We start from the raw sequence: 18,998 nt of genomic DNA, 5'->3' as shown, positions 1-18,998 counted from the left end.
ATTAACCAATAAAATTATAATACAATAGCACAAAGATTTAACAACAGGGGCCCACAAAGACGTCCTGTACAGGAGGACTTACACTTGATCAACGATAAAATTCGTGTGAGAGAGCTTCGTTTGGTGGGCGATAACGTAGAGCCAGGAATTTATCCAATTGACAAAGCAAGACAGATTGCTGCTGAACAGGAATTGGATTTAGTAGTAATTTCTGATAAGGCCGAACCTTTTATTGCAAGAATATTAGAATACAAAAAATTCTTATATGAGCAAAAGAAAAAACAGAAGGAACTTAAAGCTAAGCAAGTAAAAGTGGTTGTAAAAGAGATCCGTTTCGGGCCTCAGACAGATGACCATGATTATGAATTCAAAAAGAAGCATGCTGAAAAATTCCTTGAAGAAGGTTCTAAGCTAAAAACCTACGTATTTTTTAAAGGACGTTCGATTATCTTTAAGGATCAGGGAGAAATTTTGCTTTTAAAACTTGCTCAGGAACTAGAGCACGTGGGTAAAGTAGACCAGCTTCCTAAACTTGAAGGAAAAAGGATGATTATGATGATGAGTCCTAAAAAACCAGCAAAATAATTAAGTCATTATTTTAATATAAAGAAACCTCAAAGCAATTTGAGGTTTTTTTATACTAAAAATTTTAGAAAAGACTGTAAATATCGCTGATCCATACTATTCTACCCATTGAATCAACGGCAAGATGCCTGTTATCCCTCAAAATTACCACAGTCATGCTCTGTAAAAAGTGGCAAAGCTTTTTCGGTGGTAAAGTATTTTGATATTCTTTTGTTTTTTAATTCCAGCTTTTTCCCTTCTATAACGAGTTCGTAAACGGGTGCTTTATCTATTTGCGTTACGATATAAGTTCTTTCCGGTGTTTTAAAAATGGTTTTGTTTCCTTCATTAGAGAATGAAAAATCACTAATTTCAAAGGTATCTTTTTCATCACAGACATTCGTCCATATTATTTTCTCTTTGGTTATGGATACACTTGTCAAATCGCATGAATAACAGTTTCCGGAGAATTCTATGCCATATTTCTCATACACATTTACACTTTTACTATTCAGGAGATCAATGGGAACAAGTTCTGAAAGCTCACCCGGTAGCTCTGATGTTGATGTATTATTTTTTTCCGGAGCAGGTGTAGAAACCGGAGCTGTTTTAGCATCTGTAGAAGCCACTTTTTCCACTTTTTTGTCTGTAGCGGGTGAACAGGAAGCTAGTAAAGCGGTCACAATTGAAAGGCTGATTATTACGTTTTTCATTTTTTATAAATAATTTTACAATACTTAGTTTATCGTTTGGTAAAATTGTCCAAATTCTCTCATTCAATATATCCCTGTTTTCAGCCATTTATTCCCTATACCAGGTAGTTTTGTTGGTATCTGTACTGAATACTGATACATTTACCAAAAAATATAAAATGAAAGCTTTAAATCAATTCTTCATCTCATCTATGATTGTTTTTGTGGGATGCAATCAGCAGAATAAAACAACAGAAACAAACAAAGTAGAAACTGAAGTTAAGCAAAAAACGATAACACTGGCCAATTTCAAAAAAATAAAAGGGGTAGATAATGTACAGGATGTTCCATTTTAATTATTTACCAAGCTGGATTCTATACAATTTTTTGCGGCTCCGAATAAAGATGCTGCTCATATGAAAATGGCTTATAATAAGTTTGATAATTATTACGGATTTGAAGAATTTGAGGACTTCTACTCTATTCATTATAGCATTAATAACAATATTTCGAACAGTATTGAAGCGTTTGTCCTGAAGTCAGAATTCACTCCGGCATATGAACTTACTTTAAAAGGCGTAGATCTTTACGAGATCAGAAGCAGCACATTTAAGGAATCGAGTGATTTTAAGAACAAATCTTTTAAGAAATTTGGTACCATTGCTGAGATTTCAGAACAGGAATTTAAAGCCAGCTCAAAAAATCAAATTGGTGAAGCATTGGTAAAAAATCCGAATATACAACTGCAGGATGGCAACTGGGTATACATAGAAAATGGAAGAAAAGAAGTCATTACACAACATGAAAATATTTCTACAGAAACCGGGCCGCTTGCTAATGAATATGTGGGACAGTCACCTTTCTTAAACCTGGAGGTTTTCAAAGAAAATTCTGACGAAGTTGTAGATTCCTTCTATTCTTTTTACAGTATAAAAAACGCAGTGATGTTTGAGCTGGGTACAGAAGGCTATCCACAAATTCTTCCTACTAAAGGCTGAGTTACTTCTGTTTCATCCAATAATGATGTGGGGAGTAATTTTGTTATTTCTAAATATTTTCCACAAACAAAGAAGCAAGATAATCTTTTGTACGTGAATTTCACCAACTTCAAAATAGCAGATAATAAAAAGGCATTCTGGACTGATAATGATACTTTTTATGCAGAAGTCTATCCACTCAATTCAGCTTCAGCCAATGGTAAAAAGCAGAAAGCAGCTTATATAAAAATCCAGTTGAAAGCAAATCTGTTTTAGGAAAAATTTTTTAAGGGTAAAATTAATTTAAGTTTAGAATAAAAACCCCTGAAATCAGCCAGTGTTTATAGCTATAAAGTCCAATATCTTTGCGGTAATATTTAAAGAGATACAATGAAAAAATTAAGTTTGACCATCCTTTTTTGTTTATTAAGTTTTATAACCTTCGCACAATCACTGAAAGTAGTTATTAAACAGGACGGAAAGGTAATTCAACCTGTCAACGATGTTTATGACCTGAAAAAAACAACGTTCCAATTTGAAATTACATCTTCCAATCTGGAAGGGTTTCTAGTGGGGGCCACTACGAATAAAGATGTTTATGCAGGAGCTTTAGGCATTTTGAACACTGAGGTTGCATGGTTTCAGAATACGGGCATGGCGGAGGAATTGTATAATAAGGACAAAGAAATGTTTCTGATGGATTCTGCGCCATCATACTGGTATTATACCGATGCTAAAGATCATAGATTCGATAAAAATCCTAAAGGTAATGCAAAACAATGGACAGCTACCCGCACTATTACAAGGTTTTATGATATCATGGCAGATCAGCCTATTGATTTAAAGGATTTTAACGACAGGGTTTTCATATTAATGTATGAGCCTGTATATAATGACGAATATGATTTAGTAGGAAAAAAAAATCTGTTCCAGGCAGCTTTGAGATTCAAAGATTAATGAGTACACACCCGATTATTTGATTATATAAAAAAAGGTCTGCTTTTACGATGTAAGCAGGCCTTTTTGTTGGATGAATATTTTATTCGATCACCAAACCGTATTCTATAGCCAGTTTAATGGCGGAACTAAGATTAGAGGTTTGAAATTTCTCAATAAGATTTTTTCTGTGGCTTTCCACCGTGTGCGGGCTGATAAAGAGCTTTTCTGCCATTTGATTGGTTGTAAGTCCTTTTGCTGCTTCAGCTAAAATTTCTTTTTCTCTTCGTGTCAGTTTTGGAACATGATTTAATCCATCTGTTGATTTTTTCTCCAGAACGGACCTGGTTTGTGAGCATAAAAACCGGTTACCGGTATATACGGCAGTGATTCCTTCAAGGATTTCGGAAACTGAAGCATTTTTCTGAATATATCCTAAAGCGCCTTCCGCCAAAGAACTGTTAATAACAGGCAGTTCATTGTGAACGCTGAGGATGATAATCTGAAGGTTACTATACTTTTTCTTTAAAGGATTTATCAGTTCGATGCTGTTGACATCTACCAGATTGATGTCCAGCAGTAAAATATCAACGGCTTGTTTTGCCAGGCCTGCATTCATTTCTGAAACGTTTCTGAAACAATCTACAACATCTATGGTATCGCTGTTTCCTAAAATATTCTTCAAACCTTCTAAGAGAAGTGGATGATCATCTGTTATGGCTACTTTTATCATGTTTAATAAATAGGAATTTGAAGTTCTATACTGGTACCAATATTCAATTCGGAGGTGATATTCATTGTTCCTTTTAAAAATTGGACTCTTAATTCTATATTGTGAAACCCTGCTGTTTTTCTAACGTCCAGGTTGGTATGATCGAAACCTTTACCATTATCTTCTACCGTAAGGTTTAACAGATTTTCTTCTTCGCTCACCTGAACAATAATTTCTGAAGTATCGGCATGTTTTATCGCGTTATTCACCAATTCCTGAATGATTCTGTAGATAATCAGCTGCTTTTCCTGTGATATGGAATTACTGTAGTTAATAAATTCAGTATGGATCTCCAATGCACTATTGGAGATACGGGAAGCAAACTCCTGAATGGCTACCTCCAAACCGTATTTCGTTAATAAATCGGGCATTAAATTATGTGCTACCCTTCTTAACTCTTCTACAGCTCCATCAATCTGATCAATTGATTTTGAAATTCCTTCTTCTATATTTTCGGATTGATGAGGGTTTAAATAAGACAACTGATGCTTAGTTCCTGAGAGCAATCCTCCCAATCCGTCATGAAGATCACGGGCAAGACGGCCACGCTCCTGCTCCTGCCCTTCAAGCAATGCAGTAAGTGTGGAAATTTTGGAATTTTGTTTCTCTTTTTCCATGGCCAGGGCATGCAATTCGTCTCTTTGTTTCATAGACTTAGCACGCTGTTTATAGGCATAAAGCAATAAGAGAATCAGAACAATGAAAAAGATAATAAAGAAAATGTAGTACGTATTGATCTTCTCTTTGAATGCCAAGAGCTTTTTAAAGTTGTTAATATCATTATTCTTCTGCCGGGTTTCCAGTTTTGCTAAACGAAGCTGCTGTTCTTTTTTTTCCGATTCAAGTTCTGAAAATTTCAATCGCTCACGCTGGTTTTCTTCCACCAGCTTTAAGTTGTTGTAGACCTGTTCGCGCTGTGCACGCAAAATGTTAATCAACTTAATTTCCTGTGCTTTCTTGTCACTTTCCAGCTGCAACTTGATATATTTCTGTTCCTGTCGTTCTTTATCAAACTGTGATTCTAATCTTTTGGTAATATCCAGTTTTTCCTGATCGTAAACGCTTTTGTATTTATCTACATAACTTTTATAATAAGTCAGCGCTTCTTTGTAATTCCCCTGCTCTTCACTAATTCTGGATAAAGATTCAAGAATAGACAATTCAATATTATGATCTCGGACCGGACTTTTCCCAATTTCCATGGAGGCTTTTAGAAAATAAGATTTGGCTAAATTATAATTCTTATTCTGCAGCGCCAGTTCTGCCAGAATCCCAAATGAAGAAGCGATATGAATGGCATCACCGGTTTCCAGGCTCACTTTATTGGCCAGCTGAGCGTATTGCATCGCCTTATCACTGTCAAACTCGGTATATAAATTGGCTAAATTGATGGCTGCATAAGAAAGACTGCTTCTGTTGAGCATTCTGTCTTTATTTTTGTTGAAAGTCGCAATAGCCTGCAGATAATACTGCTCTGTTTTATTTCTCAGCTCCGTATTTGATTGATTTTGAATGTATTTTTGTTCATACACATACCCCATTCGCATATAGGCATCGAAGATAAGATTGGGATCATTTTGTTTGGATGCGAGCAACAGAAACTGCTTGCTATATTTCTCTTCCAGCTGATATTCATTGAGGTTGGAATAAATAGTGGACAATTCTTTCGCTACGTTGCCAAATCTCCCGTACAGCGTGGAGGTTGTTGGTGAGTTTTCGTAATAGTCGATCGCTTTCAGATAAGCCGCAACGGCATCAGTTGTTTTGTTATTACGGGTCAGAATCCAACCTTTTGCGTAATTAAAATAGCCTTTAGCCTCGTTACTATTGGTTTTTAAGCTATAGACCTTTGCCATGTCAAGACTTTTTGAAGACTCTGCTGTTTTATTATCCAACCGATAGTTCATGGCTTGTACAGCGTATAAAATCGTGGCATACTTTCCATCTGCCTGTTTTGATGCAATGGAAATATTGGTTTCTAAAACCTGATAAGACTTCGGTTTAAGGTTATGAAAAAATAAGGCAGTCGCGTATTTGGGAGCCAGATTGAGCTGTTCTGCTGTATTGTTTGATGCATGGCTGTATTCCTTTTCTAATTTACTTAAAACATCCTGCGCCTGAGCAAAAAACGGACAAACACATACAATAAATATAAATAACAACCTGTACATCAAACCCTTATCTTTATTAAAATTCATTCCATTAAGGAACGTAAATATAGGTAAATCCCTGCTAATCTACCTTGAAACCATGCTTTTCAGCAAAAGATCTCCATTTCTGAAATTTCTTTTCATTTTTAAAAGCCGGATCTTCACCATAGTAATACACCAAACGTTGAGCTGCATATTCGTAGGCACTATAAGCATTGGCTTGTTCAAAATACTTGATGGCTTTCTTCAAATCTGCTTTTACTCCCATTCCGAGTTCGTAGATAATACCATAATAAATACCTGAATAAGACTGATCATAGTCTTTCTTTAAATACACCAAAAGGTTTTTATAATCTCTTAACTGATAATAGATTTCTGAGATTTTATCGTAATTATAATAGTATTTTTTCTCTGCTTTCTGATAAAAATCCAAAGCTTTATCATAATCCTGTAGTACATGTTCTCCAAAATAATACAGGTCACCTAAATTGGCAAGCGCCATTCCGTCACCCAGATCAGCGCTTTTCCCATAAGCCTGAATCGCCTTTTTGATATTAAAAGAATATCCTGTTCCGTTGTGATACAAAGCCCCAATATTGTTCCAGGCTACAGGATGATTTTTTTGTGCTGCTTTTTCGTAATATATAATTCCTTTTTGTAGATCAAACAATGATTCAATCTCAGGATCAGTGAGTAATATCCCTATTTCCACCAAGCTATCCAAGTCGTCTTTCTGAGCAGATAACTCAAACAAACGAAGCGCTTCGTGGTAATTTTGATTTTCTTTTGCGTCAAAAGCCATTTTTTTAATGATTCCAACCTCCATGAATTGTTCGGAGTTTTTACCTGCCTGGCTCTTCCAACGTTTATAAAAGGAAATAAAGTATTCTAAATCTTTCCCCCGGAATGAATACCGATCCAAATAAATAGCACCATATCCGGAAGCCTCTACCCGATGGATGCTTTTATCTTCATTCATTCTAAACATATTTTCACCCTGATATAGAAACAAAAGACCTTCTTCTGTTCTGTAATTCAAAGGATTGGAAATATAGTCGTACAATTCGGTTGACAGACCATTCTCAAAATCAAATAACTGACAACCTTCATTTTTTTGGACCGATAAAAATCCATTTTCCACATAATGGATCTGTTTAATTTCTGACTGGGGAGCGATTAACCACCGTTCATTGTCTGCATCAAAAAGTCCTGATCCGACTTGGGTTTCAAGGATAAAGACATTCGTTTTATACCCGACATTTGATTCTGCTTTTACTTTAATAATAGATTCATTTTCTAACAGAAACTGATGTTTTAAGGCGTGATAAATCTTCCAGTTTTTATCTTTACGAACAGCGAGAGTTTCAAAATTATCTATTAAAATCAGTTGATCCGCTTCGTCTATGATAAGACTGCCTTTTTCATCTATTAATTTTCCTTTCTTGTCAAATTTATTCGGTTTAATCCAGAAACAGGTACTTGTTTTTAAGATACTTCCTTCCAGAAAATCACCCAGATAGTTCCCTTCCCTTGTATAATATCTACGTTTGCCGGTTCCTTTTTGTTTGGTGAAAAATAGCTCAGGGAAATAATCATATTCATAAGGACTTTCGCTTTCAACAGGAATAATCAGTCCATTTTCATCGTTGTAAATCCCAAATTCCCCACCTTTTTCTACGCCTAAGAATCCATAGGCTACTCTTTCAACAGCATCATAATCGGGAGGAATCATCCATGTGTTTGAATAGATTTTTAAAATACCTGATTTTCCATTCACTTTTACTTCACCTAAAGGTTCCTGCATAAAATCGAATACATCAAAAGCATCTTCATATATGGGAGGAATCCATTCTTTTCCATCACTTTGCAGGTAACCGAATAAAGTATCTTTTTGAATCACAGATATACTGTAATTATAGTCTGCTTCAAAAATCTCATCATAAACAGCAGGAGCTAAAATACCTCCTTTTGCATCCTTCAGTCCAAATTTTCCGCCTTCTTCATATATAGAAGATGCGGCTTTTTTATAAGCAAGTTCCTCAAAATATCCCAACCCGTAATTAATCCAGTCGGTTTGTAAAATTTCGAGAAATGAAAAATACCCTGTCTGCGAGAATAAGGAATCCAACAACGAAAGATTCTGAGCTTCCACAGCCTTTTTATACAGCTTACTTTTCTGCTGAATTTCCACCAGCCATTCCTTTGCCTGTACCCTATGTTTTTCTTCGTTCATATTGAAAACATCCGTTGCATTCAATACGAAAGAGTCGTAAGGCAAGGCCTCCAGGAACTCAAACATTTTGTTGACAGGTTCGTAGTAAGCTTTTTTGTAATGCAGCTGATAAGTATCGGCCAGCAGATTGAAAAAGTAGCGTAACTGAACAATTCCCTGGTATTTATCAGAGAAAAATTCAACACCTTCCACTCTGATATCTTCTGCCAGCAGAGGATACAGCAATAATGGAATTTCATAGTTCCACTCGCCCAGATAGGTATCGAATGTCTGATTTGATTTTTGATCGTAATTGTATAAATAAATCCGGTGTGCCATTTGTTAAATTTTATCCCGTCGGAAAGCATTAAAACATTCCTGATTACAATAATTTTATTGAAATTAAATAACAGTAATTTGTAAAACTGTCTTCCAAAGAGCTTGTTATTAAGTATATTCGAAACAAATCACTGCTTTTTGCAGCTCTTTGTCATGAAATAAATACAATTGGTCTGCAGCTGTTTTTTGAAAATCGTATCCCTCCAGGCACGCAATATAGTCCATCAATATATTATCGGTATTATAAGGTTTCTCCAAGAGGTTACATCCAGAATAGTTACATAATTCAAAAGGAAGTTGACTTGTATTGATTTCATCAAAGATCCCTCCTGTTTTTGCCTGAATTCTTTCATGTAAATATTCATTAGGCTCATCTGTTTCCAGATCCTGCACTGTCAATTTACGAAGCCGCTCTAGCCTTCTTATATCTTCTACCTCCAATCCCGGCCGATTAAAATCCCGGTCATAGAGCTTTCCATTTTTATTGAAGTATTCTTTTAATAATGAATACATGGCACTATTCATATTATATTCAATTTCATCCTCTGAATACTGATCGCTATAATTTGCCAGATCAATTTCTTTGGAAAAAGTAAAATAATTCCAGTCTGCGTCAAATTTATATTTGCCATCAATGACATCAAAACCAACCATATCTGCTTTTGTAAACCGGGTGTGGTATTGGGATGTAGAAGAACCAATTTGTCCGTCAAAAAGTTCTTTTACCGATACCATGTGCAGCCACGTATCATCCTGAGGATCTATAAGTTTTAGATTAATTGAACAAATCGGCAGAAAATATTTCTTATGATTTTCAATATCATCATAAAATACGTCTTCATATTCCGGAAAAATTTTTATTAAGTCGTTCATTTCTATTTTCTTATGAGTTGTAACTGCTTTCCTTTTTTCACAATATCAAAGGCCATGTCTTTTGCCGGTTTGAAAGTCTTTGTAGGAGCTTCACAGGTTCCTGTCTTGCGGATACTGTCAACTTCCATTTCTATTTGATCGGCCTGCGTAAAATAATATCTGCCATATACTTCTGTAAAGCAATCATTTCCACATTCCCAACTGTCATAACTTTCAAATTTTTCTTCATCTAAAAAGTTTACAGCATAAAAATTAAGAATTAATGTAGAATCTATTCTCTTTGACAGTTTATAAATTTTATCACCACCCGGAGCAATAAGTCCTCCACTATCAACAATCCAATGGGTATTTTTCAACTCATTCGGAAAATTCATTTTTTTTCTCTCGGGATTCTTGCAGCTGGTGAACAGTGCCAATATGATACTCAACAATATAAAAGTAAGAGTCTTATTCATGAGGCTATTCCATAGTTTTATACATATTCACTAAGCATTTTGCTTCTGAACATCGGTTTCTTCTGCAAAATAATTTTATTTTGTCGAATAAAACAACAATCCGGACGGGATCAGCTATTACTTTTACAGCTTCTCCTTCACTCAATTTTATTTGGCTAGTGTTTTTACCCATACTTTTTTAGTGTTTGTTCGAAATAAGAATTTATCTTTTAATTGGGTGTGAAAAAGAAAGCTATAAAAGTTATAAATTAATGTTTATCTAAGGGAAAGACTGTCAACAGCTATCATCAAAACCATGAATTTTTAACCGTTTTATCTTTAGTAAACTTTTGAATCAAAGATAAAAATAGGGATTATAAAAAAACATCCCTGATACCAGTGGTTTTTTAATCATTTGCGCCTTTTTAGAAAACTCCTTAAAACACCTGAATTACAGCTTTTATAACAATATCATACAAAAATAAAATGCAGCTAAAGCAACTCCAATAGTTCCGGAGATGAGAAATAAGAGCATATAATACCGTCCGCTTTTATTTTCCTTTCTTATAGAATTAAATATAAAAGTGGTGAGCGTACATAAAAATCCTGTTCCGAAAAACACGATCAAAACAGCAAGAAACAATGCTCTTTCCAGGTGTAAGTCTGCAGATGATAACATATTTTGTAATTAAGAGATTAAAATTAGGGAGAATCGAAAAACACTGCAATCCCGATTATCAGCTATATTTTAAGGAAGCTAAACCATTAACAGAGATCTTTTGGCCCTTTTCAAATCATAGTATATAAGAATAACTGACCGTAAGAGGCTATAGAAAAGATAACCCTGTTCGTATGCATTAAAAATTACTTTCATGTGTCACTTTTTTTTCGTAATTTTGCACACTATTATTCCTAATGTCTTTAGGAGTAACCAAAACAGATATTGATAACAAAAACAATAAAAAAGCAGAACAATGCCAAAATTAAAAACGAAATCAGGTGCTAAGAAACGTTTTGCTCTTACCGGTTCTGGTAAGATCAAAAGAAAAAACGCTTACAAAAGCCACATCTTAACTAAGAAAGAAACTAAGCAGAAGAGAAATCTTACTACTACTTCTTACGTAGCTAAAGTGGACGAGAAAAGCGTACAACGTCAATTAGCAATTAAGTAGTTTTTATAAATCTATATTCGGTTTATAAGAATTCAAAACAAATTCAACATTTTAACCCTGAAACGGTGCAAATAAGAGTAACATCAGTTGCCGCCCTTTTCAAAAAAACAATTTAAATTATGCCAAGATCAGTAAATGCCGTAGCTTCAAGAGCTCGCAGAAAGAAAATTTTTAAGCAAGCTAAAGGTTTTTTCGGTAGAAGAAAGAACGTTTGGACTGTAGCTAAAAACGCGGTAGAAAAAGCAATGCAATATGCTTACCGTGGTAGAAAAGAGAAAAAGAGAAACTTCAGAGCACTTTGGATCACTCGTATCAACGCGGGAACTAGAGAGCACGGAATGTCTTACTCTCAATTTATGGGAGCTCTTAAAAAGAACAACATCGAACTTAACAGAAAAGTTTTAGCAGATTTAGCAATGAATCACCCTGAAGCTTTCAAAGCTGTTGTAGATCAAGTAAAATAATGTAGAATAGATTTTGTTATCAATATAAAGTCCCGGGGTTTCCCGGGATTTTTTTTGTTTTATATCTTTTCTTTTCGTGTGTTTTCAGGGTGAAATCCAGTTTCAGATCTTTCAGATTTCAGGGCTATTTGATATATCATTAGTAACATTTACCTAGTTGGATGATGAATTAATAAAATTTTTAACATAAATATTTGAAATAACAGAAAAATATAAATAAATACAATTCATTTAATGAATACCAATCTAGCATAACAATAAACAATATAAAAAGATATATTATTATTAAAAAAACAAACAATTACAGAGAATAAGACTTAATTATTAATAATAAATAATGATTTATTGCTATATTTACAATTCTTAAAATAAAGTATCAAAATGAAAAAAGCTGTAGTTTTTTTGCTGACTTCCATTGCAGTGCAAAACATTGGTGCACAGAGTTTTATTCAGGCTTATAAAAACCGGGCTGATATGGTCACGCAAGCCAATATCAATACCAACCTTCAGGAATTTGCCGGGTTTGGAATAAAAAAGACGGGAACAACAGCTAATAATAATGCGCTAGACTGGCTTAAAAACAAATATCTGTCTTATGGATATACAGCCAATGACTTTTCTGAAGATGCTTTCACCCACGGAGGCAATCCGTCAAAAAACCTGATTATCACTAAAACCGGAACTTTATATCCCAACAAATATGTCATTATCTGCGGGCATTACGACACCATCGTAGGACCTGGCGTAAGTGATAATGGCAGCGGAACTTCTATTATTCTTGAAGCAGCAAGAATTCTGAAAGATATCCCTACAGAGTATTCTATTAAGTTTATTCATTTTTCCGGGGAAGAGCAAGGCTTGGTGGGAAGTAATCATTATGTAAACAATGTAGCTTACCAAGGAGGTACAAAGGTTCTGGATATAAAACTTGTTTTAAATATTGACCAGGTAGGAGGCCTTATAGGAAATAATAACAATACCATCACTTGTGAAAGAGATACCGGAGGAATATCTTCCAATAACGCTGCATCTAATACCATAACACAGGAATTGATGACATGTACTACCCTTTACTCTCCTCTTCAGACGAATCTTTCTTATGCTTACAGCTCAGATTATATGCCTTTTGAAGCTAAAGGATATACGATTACCGGATTTTATGAAACGATCCTAAGTAATAATGAGCATACGGTAAGTGACACCTATGCCAATATTGACCCTGTGTATGTCTTCAATGTCGGAAAAGCAGCTGTGGGAGCACTACAGCATTTTGCCGTTGCCACAACATCGAATAATCTTTTAAACACCCATGAAGCTGCGGTACAGAAATCAGCAGAAGAAATCAGAATTTATCCTAATCCTGCGAAAGATCTTGTAACCGTAGAGTTTCAGCAAAAAGTAAAACAATTCAAAATTGAAGTAAACGACATGGCCGGAAACACTATTTTAACCCTTGAAAATCAGGAAAAAATAAATACTTCAGGTCTTAAAAACGGAGTTTATACATTTACCATCAAGACTGATAAGGGAAATACAACAAAGAAAATAATCATTAATAAATAATGTCAAGTTTAAAATACAGATGAAGGTTAATTTTATCAGTATTTCATGTATTACAATCATAAAAATGAAGAAAATCGCTACTTTTTTACTGGCTTCCATCGCCTTGCAAAGTCTTGGAGCTCAAAGTTTCATTCAGGCTTATCAGGACAGAGCGAATATGGTAACGCAGACCAATATTACGACTTACCTTCAGGAGTTCGCTAATTTAGGGGTCAAAAAAACGGGCACAACAGCAAACAATAACGCTCTTGAGTGGCTTAAAACAAAATATCTTTCCTATGGATATACAGCCAGTGAAATCGCAGAAGATCCTTTTACTGCAGGAAGTTATAATTCTAAAAATCTGGTGATTACAAAGACAGGAACAGTATATCCTAATAAATATGTTATCATTTGCGGGCATTTCGACAGCATTACCGGTTTGGGAGTTAATGATAACGGAAGCGGAACTTCTATTATCCTTGAAGCAGCCAGAATTCTGAAAGATGTACCAACGGAATATTCTATAAAATTCATTCATTTTTCCGGAGAAGAACAAGGGCTTCTGGGAAGCAGCCACTATGCCAATACAGTAGCGTATCAAGGCGGTAACCGTGTTTTAGATATAAAACTGGTCTTTAACCTTGATCAGGTGGGCGGTGTAATGGGAAATAATAACAATACCGTTTACTGTGATGAAGATCAGGGAGGACTTCCATCCAATAATGCGGCTTCTGCAGTGGTGACCCAGGAACTGAGAAACTGTACGGCACTCTATTCTCCTCTTCTGACCGCTGTAGATCCGGCAGAAGACACGGATTATATCCCTTTTGAACAGAAAGGCGAAGTGATCACAGGGTTCTTTGAAAGGATCAGAAGTACATATCCGCATACGGTAAATGATACTTTTGCCAATACAGATCCCGTATACATTTATAATATAGGAAAAGCATCTGTGGGAGCACTTCAGCATTTCGCAGTTGCTACAGGAACATTGGGAACGCATGAAGCTATCGCAAAAAACACATTGGAAACTGTAAAAATCTATCCAAATCCAGTAAAGGATGTCATCAATATTGAGCTTCCCGATTTCGGAATCAAGAATTTCACTTTTGAGATTACTGATTTCCAGGGAAGATCTATTTTCAAGAGAACCAATGAAACAAAAATCAATGCTTCCGGATTGGAGAATGGTGCTTATCTTGGAATTTTAAAAGCCGGAGATCAGACTGTAGTAAGAAAAGTGATGATCGAAAAATAGTTCGCTATTCAATATCATTAAATTATAAAACCTTTGAAACTGTTCAGAGGTTTTTTCTTTTTCTGTCAATCACCAATATTAAAGAATTTACAACATTCACACATCTTTCAATGCGAAATATATTGACAGCATAATAAAAATTTCATTTTATCTTAAAACATTAAACACTTCATTGTGATTTATTTACTACATTAGTGTTACCAAAATAATATTATATATGAAAAAATTTACCACAGTATTATGCACTGCATTGATGATGCAGAGTATCGGGGCTCAAAGTTTTATCCAGGCTTATAAAGACAGAGCGGATATGGTCACCCAAGCCAATATCACTACAAATCTTCAGGAGTTTAGTAATTTAGGTGTAAAAACTACAGGCTCAGCAGCAAACACCAATACACTGAATTGGATCAAAAACAAGTATATTTCGTACGGCTATACTGCCAGTCAGATAGAAGAAAGTCCTTTTACTTTTGGAAGTACCAGCTCAAAAAACTTAATCATTACCAAAACAGGAACGCTTTATCCTAACAAATATGTCATTATCTGCGGGCATTTCGATACCATCTACGGCCCGGGAGTGAATGATAACGGCAGCGGAACATCTATTATTCTTGAAGCCGCAAGAATTCTGAGAAATGTGCCTACTGAATATTCTATAAAGTTCATCCATTTTTCTGGTGAAGAGCAGGGATTAAAAGGAAGCAGCCATTATGTGAATAATGTGGTATATCAGGGAGGTGTACGTAAATTGGATATCAAACTTGTCTTCAATCTTGATCAGGTAGGAGGTGTGAAAGGAAATAATAACACAACCGTATATTGTGACGAAGACCAGGGAGGAGTTTCCAGCAACAATGCAGCTTCAGCAGCAGTCACTCAACAGTTGAGAAACTGTACAGCACTCTACTCTCCTCTTCTTACAGCGGTAGATCCGGCTGCTGATACAGATTATATTCCTTTCGAACAGAAAGGTGAAGTGATTACCGGATTTTTTGAAAGGATAAGAAGCAGCTATCCTCACAGCTCTAAAGATACCTTCACCAACATGGATCCTGTCTATGTATATAAGATTGGAAAAGCAACTGTAGGGGCATTACAGCATTTTGCAACGGCTACTACTACCATGAGCAGACCCGCTTCTAAAAACTCATTGGAAGCCGTAAAAATCTATCCTAACCCAGCCAGTAATATACTTAATATTGAATTACCGGATGCTAAAGAAAATAATTTCAGCTTTGAACTGAGCAATTCTATAGGAAGAACAATGCTTAAAGTAAATAATGAAAATAAGATAGATGTTTCCGGTCTTCAAAATGGAGTGTATATTGGGGTTTTGAAAGTAGGCGAAGAAACTCTTGTAAAGAATATTATGATTGAAAGATAAAGATCAATCAATTTACAATAAAAACAGCAGGAATAATCCTGCTGTTTTTATGAAAACCATTATTCAGGTCTTACCTTACTTTAAACAGTTATTTTGTAATGCTAATTCTTTAATTTTAGAAATTATCTCTTTATCATTAATAAACCCCTCTTTGATATCTGTTAATAATTCTTCCAGAGTTACTTTATAAAGCTCTGCATCATTATTTGATAAGAACTCTATTATCTCATCAAAAGCCCTATCATAATCTTTCAATTTACAAAAAGACAGATATTTTATTTGAGAAGCCAGTTCATTATGTTCATCATTTTTCAACAATTTATCAGCGATATCAATTGCCCAATCAAATTCTTTCAAATGATACCAGCAATTTGCCATGAACAACAACCTGTAGCTTTCAGACTTTGAGGATAAACCATTTAATGTATTTAAAATAGTAAGTGAGGGCATGTACTGTCCACTATCCATTAAATCTTTAGCTTTTTGTAAAGGAATCATGATTTAGGAGATTGATCTATTTTTTAAAACTAAAAAACATTTTGCATTTTGGGAAGGTATTAATTTCTTTCTTTTTATTATGAAATACTCTTCTTCGTTTACAGAAACACTGTCACTTTGTCCCAGCGTGCTATGGTATTGTGATGCCAGAAACAAAGTATCCCTTTTCACAATCCATATTCCTGAAAACTGTTCGACAGAACTTGGATACATCAAAAGAAATTTACTGTTCTTCTTAAGTAAAAGTATACTAGCTGGAGCATCAAAACTATAGCAAGTATTAGCATATCTTCCTTGCTTCAATTGCGATTTATAATTGATCAATGAAAGAAAAGAAATTAGTATAAATATTTTTCTCATTGTATTGTAATCTTCAAAATATTATTTAAAATACTTGATTCCTTTTCCTATTGAAATAATAAGTAATACTCCACCAATAAAGATCAGAAGAGCATTTTTTAAATCAATGATACTAATACCTTTAGTGATTTATCCTGAAACAAAAAAAACAATAATGGAAGAAGGCAGATCAAGGTCCAAATTCCTAAAAAATATTTCATTTTCTATACTCAAGTTATTTGATGAATTTTTTGTAATCATTAAAAGACAAATATATATTAAACTTTTTAGTATTCTTTCACCACTAAAGCAATCTTTGAAATATTCAAGATTTCATTTACTTCTGTTTTGAAGAATTTCTTCTATCTCTTCCATTGAAAAACCTTTCGCTTTTAATAAAATCAAGAAGTGATAGAGCAAATCTGCGGCTTCATTTTTAAAAAAGTCATCATTATTGTCTTTTGCTTCTATCACCAGTTCCACAGCTTCCTCTCCTACTTTTTGTGCCATTTTATTGATTCCTCTCTGGTATAATGAGTAAGTGTAAGAACCTTCAGCTTTAGTATCTATTCTCTGAGATATTTTATCTTCCAGTTCATACAAAAATCCTTTTATATCCTTTTCTCCGAAACAGCTGAAACTTCCGGTGTGACAGACCACATTTTTAGGAACAACTTTGATTAAAATGGTATCCTGATCACAATCTATATCAATACTCTTTACGGATAAAAAATTTCCGGACTCCTCACCTTTTGTCCAGAGTCTGTTTTTGGAACGGCTGAAAAAAGTAACAACCCCTTCTGCTTTTGTTTTTTCAAATGCTTCTTCGTTCATATAACCCAGCATCAGCACCTGCAATGTTCTGCTATCCTGAATAACCACAGGAACAAGCCCATTATCTTTATTAAAATCTATGTTCATCGTACTTCAATTTTTTGAGTTTTTAACTGTTCTTTTAAATCCTGAATCCCTATTTCATTAAAATGGAAAACACTGGCTGCCAGAGCTCCTGTAGCTTTTGTTTCATTAAATACTTTAACAAAGTCATTTGCAGTACCGGCACCTCCGGAAGCTATCACAGGGATACTGATATTTTCTGAAACCAACTTTGTGATACGGAGATCAAAACCGTTTTTGGTACCATCTCCATCCATAGAAGTCAGCAGAATTTCTCCTGCTCCCAAACGTTCTGCTTCTTTTGCCCATTCTACCGTAAGAAGTTCGGTTGCTTCCCTTCCTCCTTTGATATGAACCAGGTCTTTATCACCAACCTGTCTTGTATCAATCGCTACCACAACGCACTGGCTTCCGAATTCTTTGGCCAGATCGGAAATAAGCATGGGGTTTTTTACAGCCGAAGAATTGATGCTGATCTTGTCTGCACCGGCTTCCAAAAGCCTCCTAACATCTTCTATAGATGAAATTCCACCTCCTACCGTAAAAGGAATACTAAGTTCTATTGCGATGTCTTTTACTAACTCTATAAATGTTTTTCTATCCTCAATAGTAGCGGTAATATCAAGGAAAACAAGTTCATCAGCGCCCTCCTGTTCATATTTTTTAGCGAGAACTACCGGATCTCCTGCATTTTTAAGATCTTCAAAATTCACACCTTTCACTGTAGATCCATCTTTTATATCCAGACATGGAATAATTCTTTTCTTAAGCATTTTCAATAAAGTTTTGAAGTTGTTGTAAGCTTATTTTTCCCTCGTAAATTGCTTTTCCGATGATTGTCCCTACACAGCCGATATCTTTCATTTTATAGACATCAGCAATCCCTGAAATCCCTCCGCTTGCCACCAACTGAACTGAAGTTTTATATAAAATCTCAATATAAAGTCCGGTTGAAGGACCTTCCAGCATACCATCTTTTGCGATATCAGTACATATAGTGGTCTGTATTCCTTTTTCCTGATACTGAAGAATAAAATCAATGATGTCATTGTCACTTTCTTCCAGCCAGCCTGAAGTTTTAATCTTTCTGTTTTCACAGTCAGCTCCAAGAATAACTTTCTCAGTACCATACTTTTGTAACATTTCAAAACAGAATTCCGGGTTCTGAACTGCAATACTTCCTAAAGTGATCTGTTTTGCTCCGGAATTAAAGGCTGTTTCAATATCCTCCTGGGTTTTTAAGCCACCTCCAAAGTCGATATGCAGCGAAGTAGAATTAGCAATATTTTCCAGAACCTTTTGATTGACAATATGCTTTGATTTCGCCCCGTCAAGATCCACCAAATGAAGAAACTGAATACCAAAACTCTCAAATTCTTTTGCCACTTCTACAGGATCTTCATTGTATATTTTCTTTGTGTTGTAATCTCCTTTTGATAAACGGACACATTTCCCGTCAATAATATCAATAGCCGGAATTATTTTCATC

At 34.9% G+C, this 18,998-nt stretch carries 20 protein-coding genes; 10 read left to right on the top strand and 10 right to left on the bottom strand.

Annotation, left to right across the window (positions count from 1 at the left end):
* The first annotated feature begins 84 nt into the window (after window positions 1-84).
* Entirely contained in the window at window positions 85-585 is a 501-nt protein-coding gene (infC, locus tag KYG33_RS03195) for a translation initiation factor IF-3 (protein ID WP_172625635.1), read from the top strand.
* Between the two features lie 131 nt (window positions 586-716).
* Here infC and KYG33_RS03190 read toward each other — a convergent pair whose 3' ends face one another.
* On the bottom strand, window positions 717-1,277 hold the full coding sequence (locus KYG33_RS03190) for a hypothetical protein (RefSeq protein WP_077417554.1): 561 nt from the start codon (window positions 1,275-1,277) through the stop codon (window positions 717-719).
* A 158-nt stretch (window positions 1,278-1,435) separates the two neighbouring features.
* Between KYG33_RS03190 and KYG33_RS22450 the strand changes: the two genes are divergently transcribed.
* From KYG33_RS22450 to KYG33_RS03180, 4 genes are all read left to right on the top strand, one after another.
* Window positions 1,436-1,612, top strand: a complete 177-nt coding sequence (locus tag KYG33_RS22450) for a hypothetical protein (protein ID WP_228408852.1) — start codon at window positions 1,436-1,438, stop codon at window positions 1,610-1,612.
* 60 nt (window positions 1,613-1,672) lie between these two features.
* Window positions 1,673-2,254 carry a hypothetical protein gene (locus KYG33_RS22445; RefSeq protein WP_257468907.1) on the top strand — a complete coding sequence of 194 codons (582 nt, stop codon included), beginning with the start codon at window positions 1,673-1,675 and terminating at the stop codon, window positions 2,252-2,254.
* Window positions 2,255-2,347: 93 nt separating this feature from the next.
* Window positions 2,348-2,509 carry a hypothetical protein gene (locus KYG33_RS22440; protein ID WP_257468906.1) on the top strand — a complete coding sequence of 54 codons (162 nt, stop codon included), beginning with the start codon at window positions 2,348-2,350 and terminating at the stop codon, window positions 2,507-2,509.
* Between the two features lie 114 nt (window positions 2,510-2,623).
* On the top strand, window positions 2,624-3,190 hold the full coding sequence (locus KYG33_RS03180) for a NusG domain II-containing protein (protein ID WP_219072659.1): 567 nt from the start codon (window positions 2,624-2,626) through the stop codon (window positions 3,188-3,190).
* An 82-nt stretch (window positions 3,191-3,272) separates the two neighbouring features.
* Here the strand turns inward: KYG33_RS03180 and KYG33_RS03175 are convergent, their stop codons facing one another.
* From KYG33_RS03175 to KYG33_RS03155, 5 genes are all read right to left on the bottom strand, one after another.
* Window positions 3,273-3,902, bottom strand: coding sequence for a response regulator transcription factor (locus tag KYG33_RS03175; protein WP_180563701.1), 630 nt, complete (start codon window positions 3,900-3,902; stop codon window positions 3,273-3,275).
* 2 nt (window positions 3,903-3,904) lie between these two features.
* Complete coding sequence (locus tag KYG33_RS03170; RefSeq protein ID WP_077417560.1) at window positions 3,905-6,112, bottom strand: sensor histidine kinase; 2,208 nt, start codon at window positions 6,110-6,112, stop codon at window positions 3,905-3,907.
* A gap of 61 nt (window positions 6,113-6,173) precedes the next feature.
* Entirely contained in the window at window positions 6,174-8,642 is a 2,469-nt protein-coding gene (locus tag KYG33_RS03165; protein ID WP_219072658.1) for a tetratricopeptide repeat protein, read from the bottom strand.
* Between the two features lie 108 nt (window positions 8,643-8,750).
* On the bottom strand, window positions 8,751-9,515 hold the full coding sequence (locus tag KYG33_RS03160; protein WP_219072657.1) for a hypothetical protein: 765 nt from the start codon (window positions 9,513-9,515) through the stop codon (window positions 8,751-8,753).
* A 2-nt stretch (window positions 9,516-9,517) separates the two neighbouring features.
* Window positions 9,518-9,889, bottom strand: a complete 372-nt coding sequence (locus tag KYG33_RS03155; RefSeq protein ID WP_228408857.1) for a hypothetical protein — start codon at window positions 9,887-9,889, stop codon at window positions 9,518-9,520.
* 1,034 nt (window positions 9,890-10,923) lie between these two features.
* Between KYG33_RS03155 and rpmI the strand changes: the two genes are divergently transcribed.
* From rpmI to KYG33_RS03130, 5 genes are all read left to right on the top strand, one after another.
* Window positions 10,924-11,121: a 50S ribosomal protein L35 gene (rpmI, locus tag KYG33_RS03150; RefSeq protein ID WP_002979658.1), complete on the top strand. Its 198-nt coding sequence runs from the start codon at window positions 10,924-10,926 to the stop codon at window positions 11,119-11,121.
* A 119-nt stretch (window positions 11,122-11,240) separates the two neighbouring features.
* Window positions 11,241-11,585, top strand: coding sequence for a 50S ribosomal protein L20 (gene rplT, locus KYG33_RS03145; protein WP_034694451.1), 345 nt, complete (start codon window positions 11,241-11,243; stop codon window positions 11,583-11,585).
* Window positions 11,586-11,966: 381 nt separating this feature from the next.
* On the top strand, window positions 11,967-13,148 hold the full coding sequence (locus tag KYG33_RS03140; protein WP_180563698.1) for a M28 family peptidase: 1,182 nt from the start codon (window positions 11,967-11,969) through the stop codon (window positions 13,146-13,148).
* 64 nt (window positions 13,149-13,212) lie between these two features.
* Window positions 13,213-14,388 (top strand): M28 family peptidase, encoded by a 1,176-nt coding sequence (locus tag KYG33_RS03135; RefSeq protein ID WP_219072656.1) that lies wholly within the window; start codon window positions 13,213-13,215, stop codon window positions 14,386-14,388.
* 217 nt (window positions 14,389-14,605) lie between these two features.
* Window positions 14,606-15,775 carry a M28 family peptidase gene (locus KYG33_RS03130; protein ID WP_077417574.1) on the top strand — a complete coding sequence of 390 codons (1,170 nt, stop codon included), beginning with the start codon at window positions 14,606-14,608 and terminating at the stop codon, window positions 15,773-15,775.
* A gap of 75 nt (window positions 15,776-15,850) precedes the next feature.
* On the opposite strand, the gene KYG33_RS03125 is transcribed toward KYG33_RS03130, so the two are convergent.
* The 4 genes from KYG33_RS03125 to hisA all read right to left on the bottom strand — a co-directional run bounded on the left by KYG33_RS03125 (window position 15,851) and on the right by hisA (window position 18,997).
* Window positions 15,851-16,273: a hypothetical protein gene (locus KYG33_RS03125; RefSeq protein ID WP_219072655.1), complete on the bottom strand. Its 423-nt coding sequence runs from the start codon at window positions 16,271-16,273 to the stop codon at window positions 15,851-15,853.
* A 672-nt stretch (window positions 16,274-16,945) separates the two neighbouring features.
* Window positions 16,946-17,533: a bifunctional phosphoribosyl-AMP cyclohydrolase/phosphoribosyl-ATP diphosphatase HisIE gene (hisIE, locus tag KYG33_RS03120; protein WP_219072654.1), complete on the bottom strand. Its 588-nt coding sequence runs from the start codon at window positions 17,531-17,533 to the stop codon at window positions 16,946-16,948.
* On the bottom strand, window positions 17,530-18,282 hold the full coding sequence (hisF, locus tag KYG33_RS03115; RefSeq protein WP_219072653.1) for an imidazole glycerol phosphate synthase subunit HisF: 753 nt from the start codon (window positions 18,280-18,282) through the stop codon (window positions 17,530-17,532). Before hisF ends, hisIE begins: the two co-directional genes overlap by 4 nt.
* A complete protein-coding gene (gene hisA / locus KYG33_RS03110; RefSeq protein ID WP_077417583.1) occupies window positions 18,275-18,997 on the bottom strand; it encodes a 1-(5-phosphoribosyl)-5-[(5-phosphoribosylamino)methylideneamino]imidazole-4-carboxamide isomerase in 723 nt (240 codons plus the stop codon). The genes hisF and hisA overlap by 8 nt, the downstream gene beginning before the upstream one ends.
* Window position 18,998 lies beyond the last annotated feature (1 nt).

The sequence above is a fragment of the Chryseobacterium sp. D764 genome (assembly GCF_019317325.1).
Lineage (GTDB): Bacteria > Bacteroidota > Bacteroidia > Flavobacteriales > Weeksellaceae > Chryseobacterium.
The sequence above is the reverse complement of the archived record's forward strand: the minus strand, read 5'-3'. Positions and strand labels throughout refer to the sequence as shown.

Excerpts from the sequence above, each read along its gene's own strand:
- KYG33_RS03190 (WP_077417554.1), bottom strand. The coding sequence starts at position 1,277 with ATGAAAAACGTAATAATCAGCCTTTCAATTGTGACCGCTTTACTAGCT.
- KYG33_RS22450 (WP_228408852.1), top strand. The coding sequence starts at position 1,436 with ATGAAAGCTTTAAATCAATTCTTCATCTCATCTATGATTGTTTTTGTG.
- KYG33_RS22445 (WP_257468907.1), top strand. The coding sequence starts at position 1,673 with ATGAAAATGGCTTATAATAAGTTTGATAATTATTACGGATTTGAAGAA.
- KYG33_RS03180 (WP_219072659.1), top strand. The coding sequence starts at position 2,624 with ATGAAAAAATTAAGTTTGACCATCCTTTTTTGTTTATTAAGTTTTATA.
- KYG33_RS03175 (WP_180563701.1), bottom strand. The coding sequence starts at position 3,902 with ATGATAAAAGTAGCCATAACAGATGATCATCCACTTCTCTTAGAAGGT.
- KYG33_RS03170 (WP_077417560.1), bottom strand. The coding sequence starts at position 6,112 with ATGTACAGGTTGTTATTTATATTTATTGTATGTGTTTGTCCGTTTTTT.
- KYG33_RS03165 (WP_219072658.1), bottom strand. The coding sequence starts at position 8,642 with ATGGCACACCGGATTTATTTATACAATTACGATCAAAAATCAAATCAG.
- KYG33_RS03160 (WP_219072657.1), bottom strand. The coding sequence starts at position 9,515 with ATGAACGACTTAATAAAAATTTTTCCGGAATATGAAGACGTATTTTAT.
- KYG33_RS03155 (WP_228408857.1), bottom strand. The coding sequence starts at position 9,889 with ATGAATTTTCCGAATGAGTTGAAAAATACCCATTGGATTGTTGATAGT.
- rpmI (WP_002979658.1), top strand. The coding sequence starts at position 10,924 with ATGCCAAAATTAAAAACGAAATCAGGTGCTAAGAAACGTTTTGCTCTT.
- rplT (WP_034694451.1), top strand. The coding sequence starts at position 11,241 with ATGCCAAGATCAGTAAATGCCGTAGCTTCAAGAGCTCGCAGAAAGAAA.
- KYG33_RS03140 (WP_180563698.1), top strand. The coding sequence starts at position 11,967 with ATGAAAAAAGCTGTAGTTTTTTTGCTGACTTCCATTGCAGTGCAAAAC.
- KYG33_RS03135 (WP_219072656.1), top strand. The coding sequence starts at position 13,213 with ATGAAGAAAATCGCTACTTTTTTACTGGCTTCCATCGCCTTGCAAAGT.
- KYG33_RS03130 (WP_077417574.1), top strand. The coding sequence starts at position 14,606 with ATGAAAAAATTTACCACAGTATTATGCACTGCATTGATGATGCAGAGT.
- KYG33_RS03125 (WP_219072655.1), bottom strand. The coding sequence starts at position 16,273 with ATGATTCCTTTACAAAAAGCTAAAGATTTAATGGATAGTGGACAGTAC.
- hisIE (WP_219072654.1), bottom strand. The coding sequence starts at position 17,533 with ATGAACATAGATTTTAATAAAGATAATGGGCTTGTTCCTGTGGTTATT.
- hisF (WP_219072653.1), bottom strand. The coding sequence starts at position 18,282 with ATGCTTAAGAAAAGAATTATTCCATGTCTGGATATAAAAGATGGATCT.
- hisA (WP_077417583.1), bottom strand. The coding sequence starts at position 18,997 with ATGAAAATAATTCCGGCTATTGATATTATTGACGGGAAATGTGTCCGT.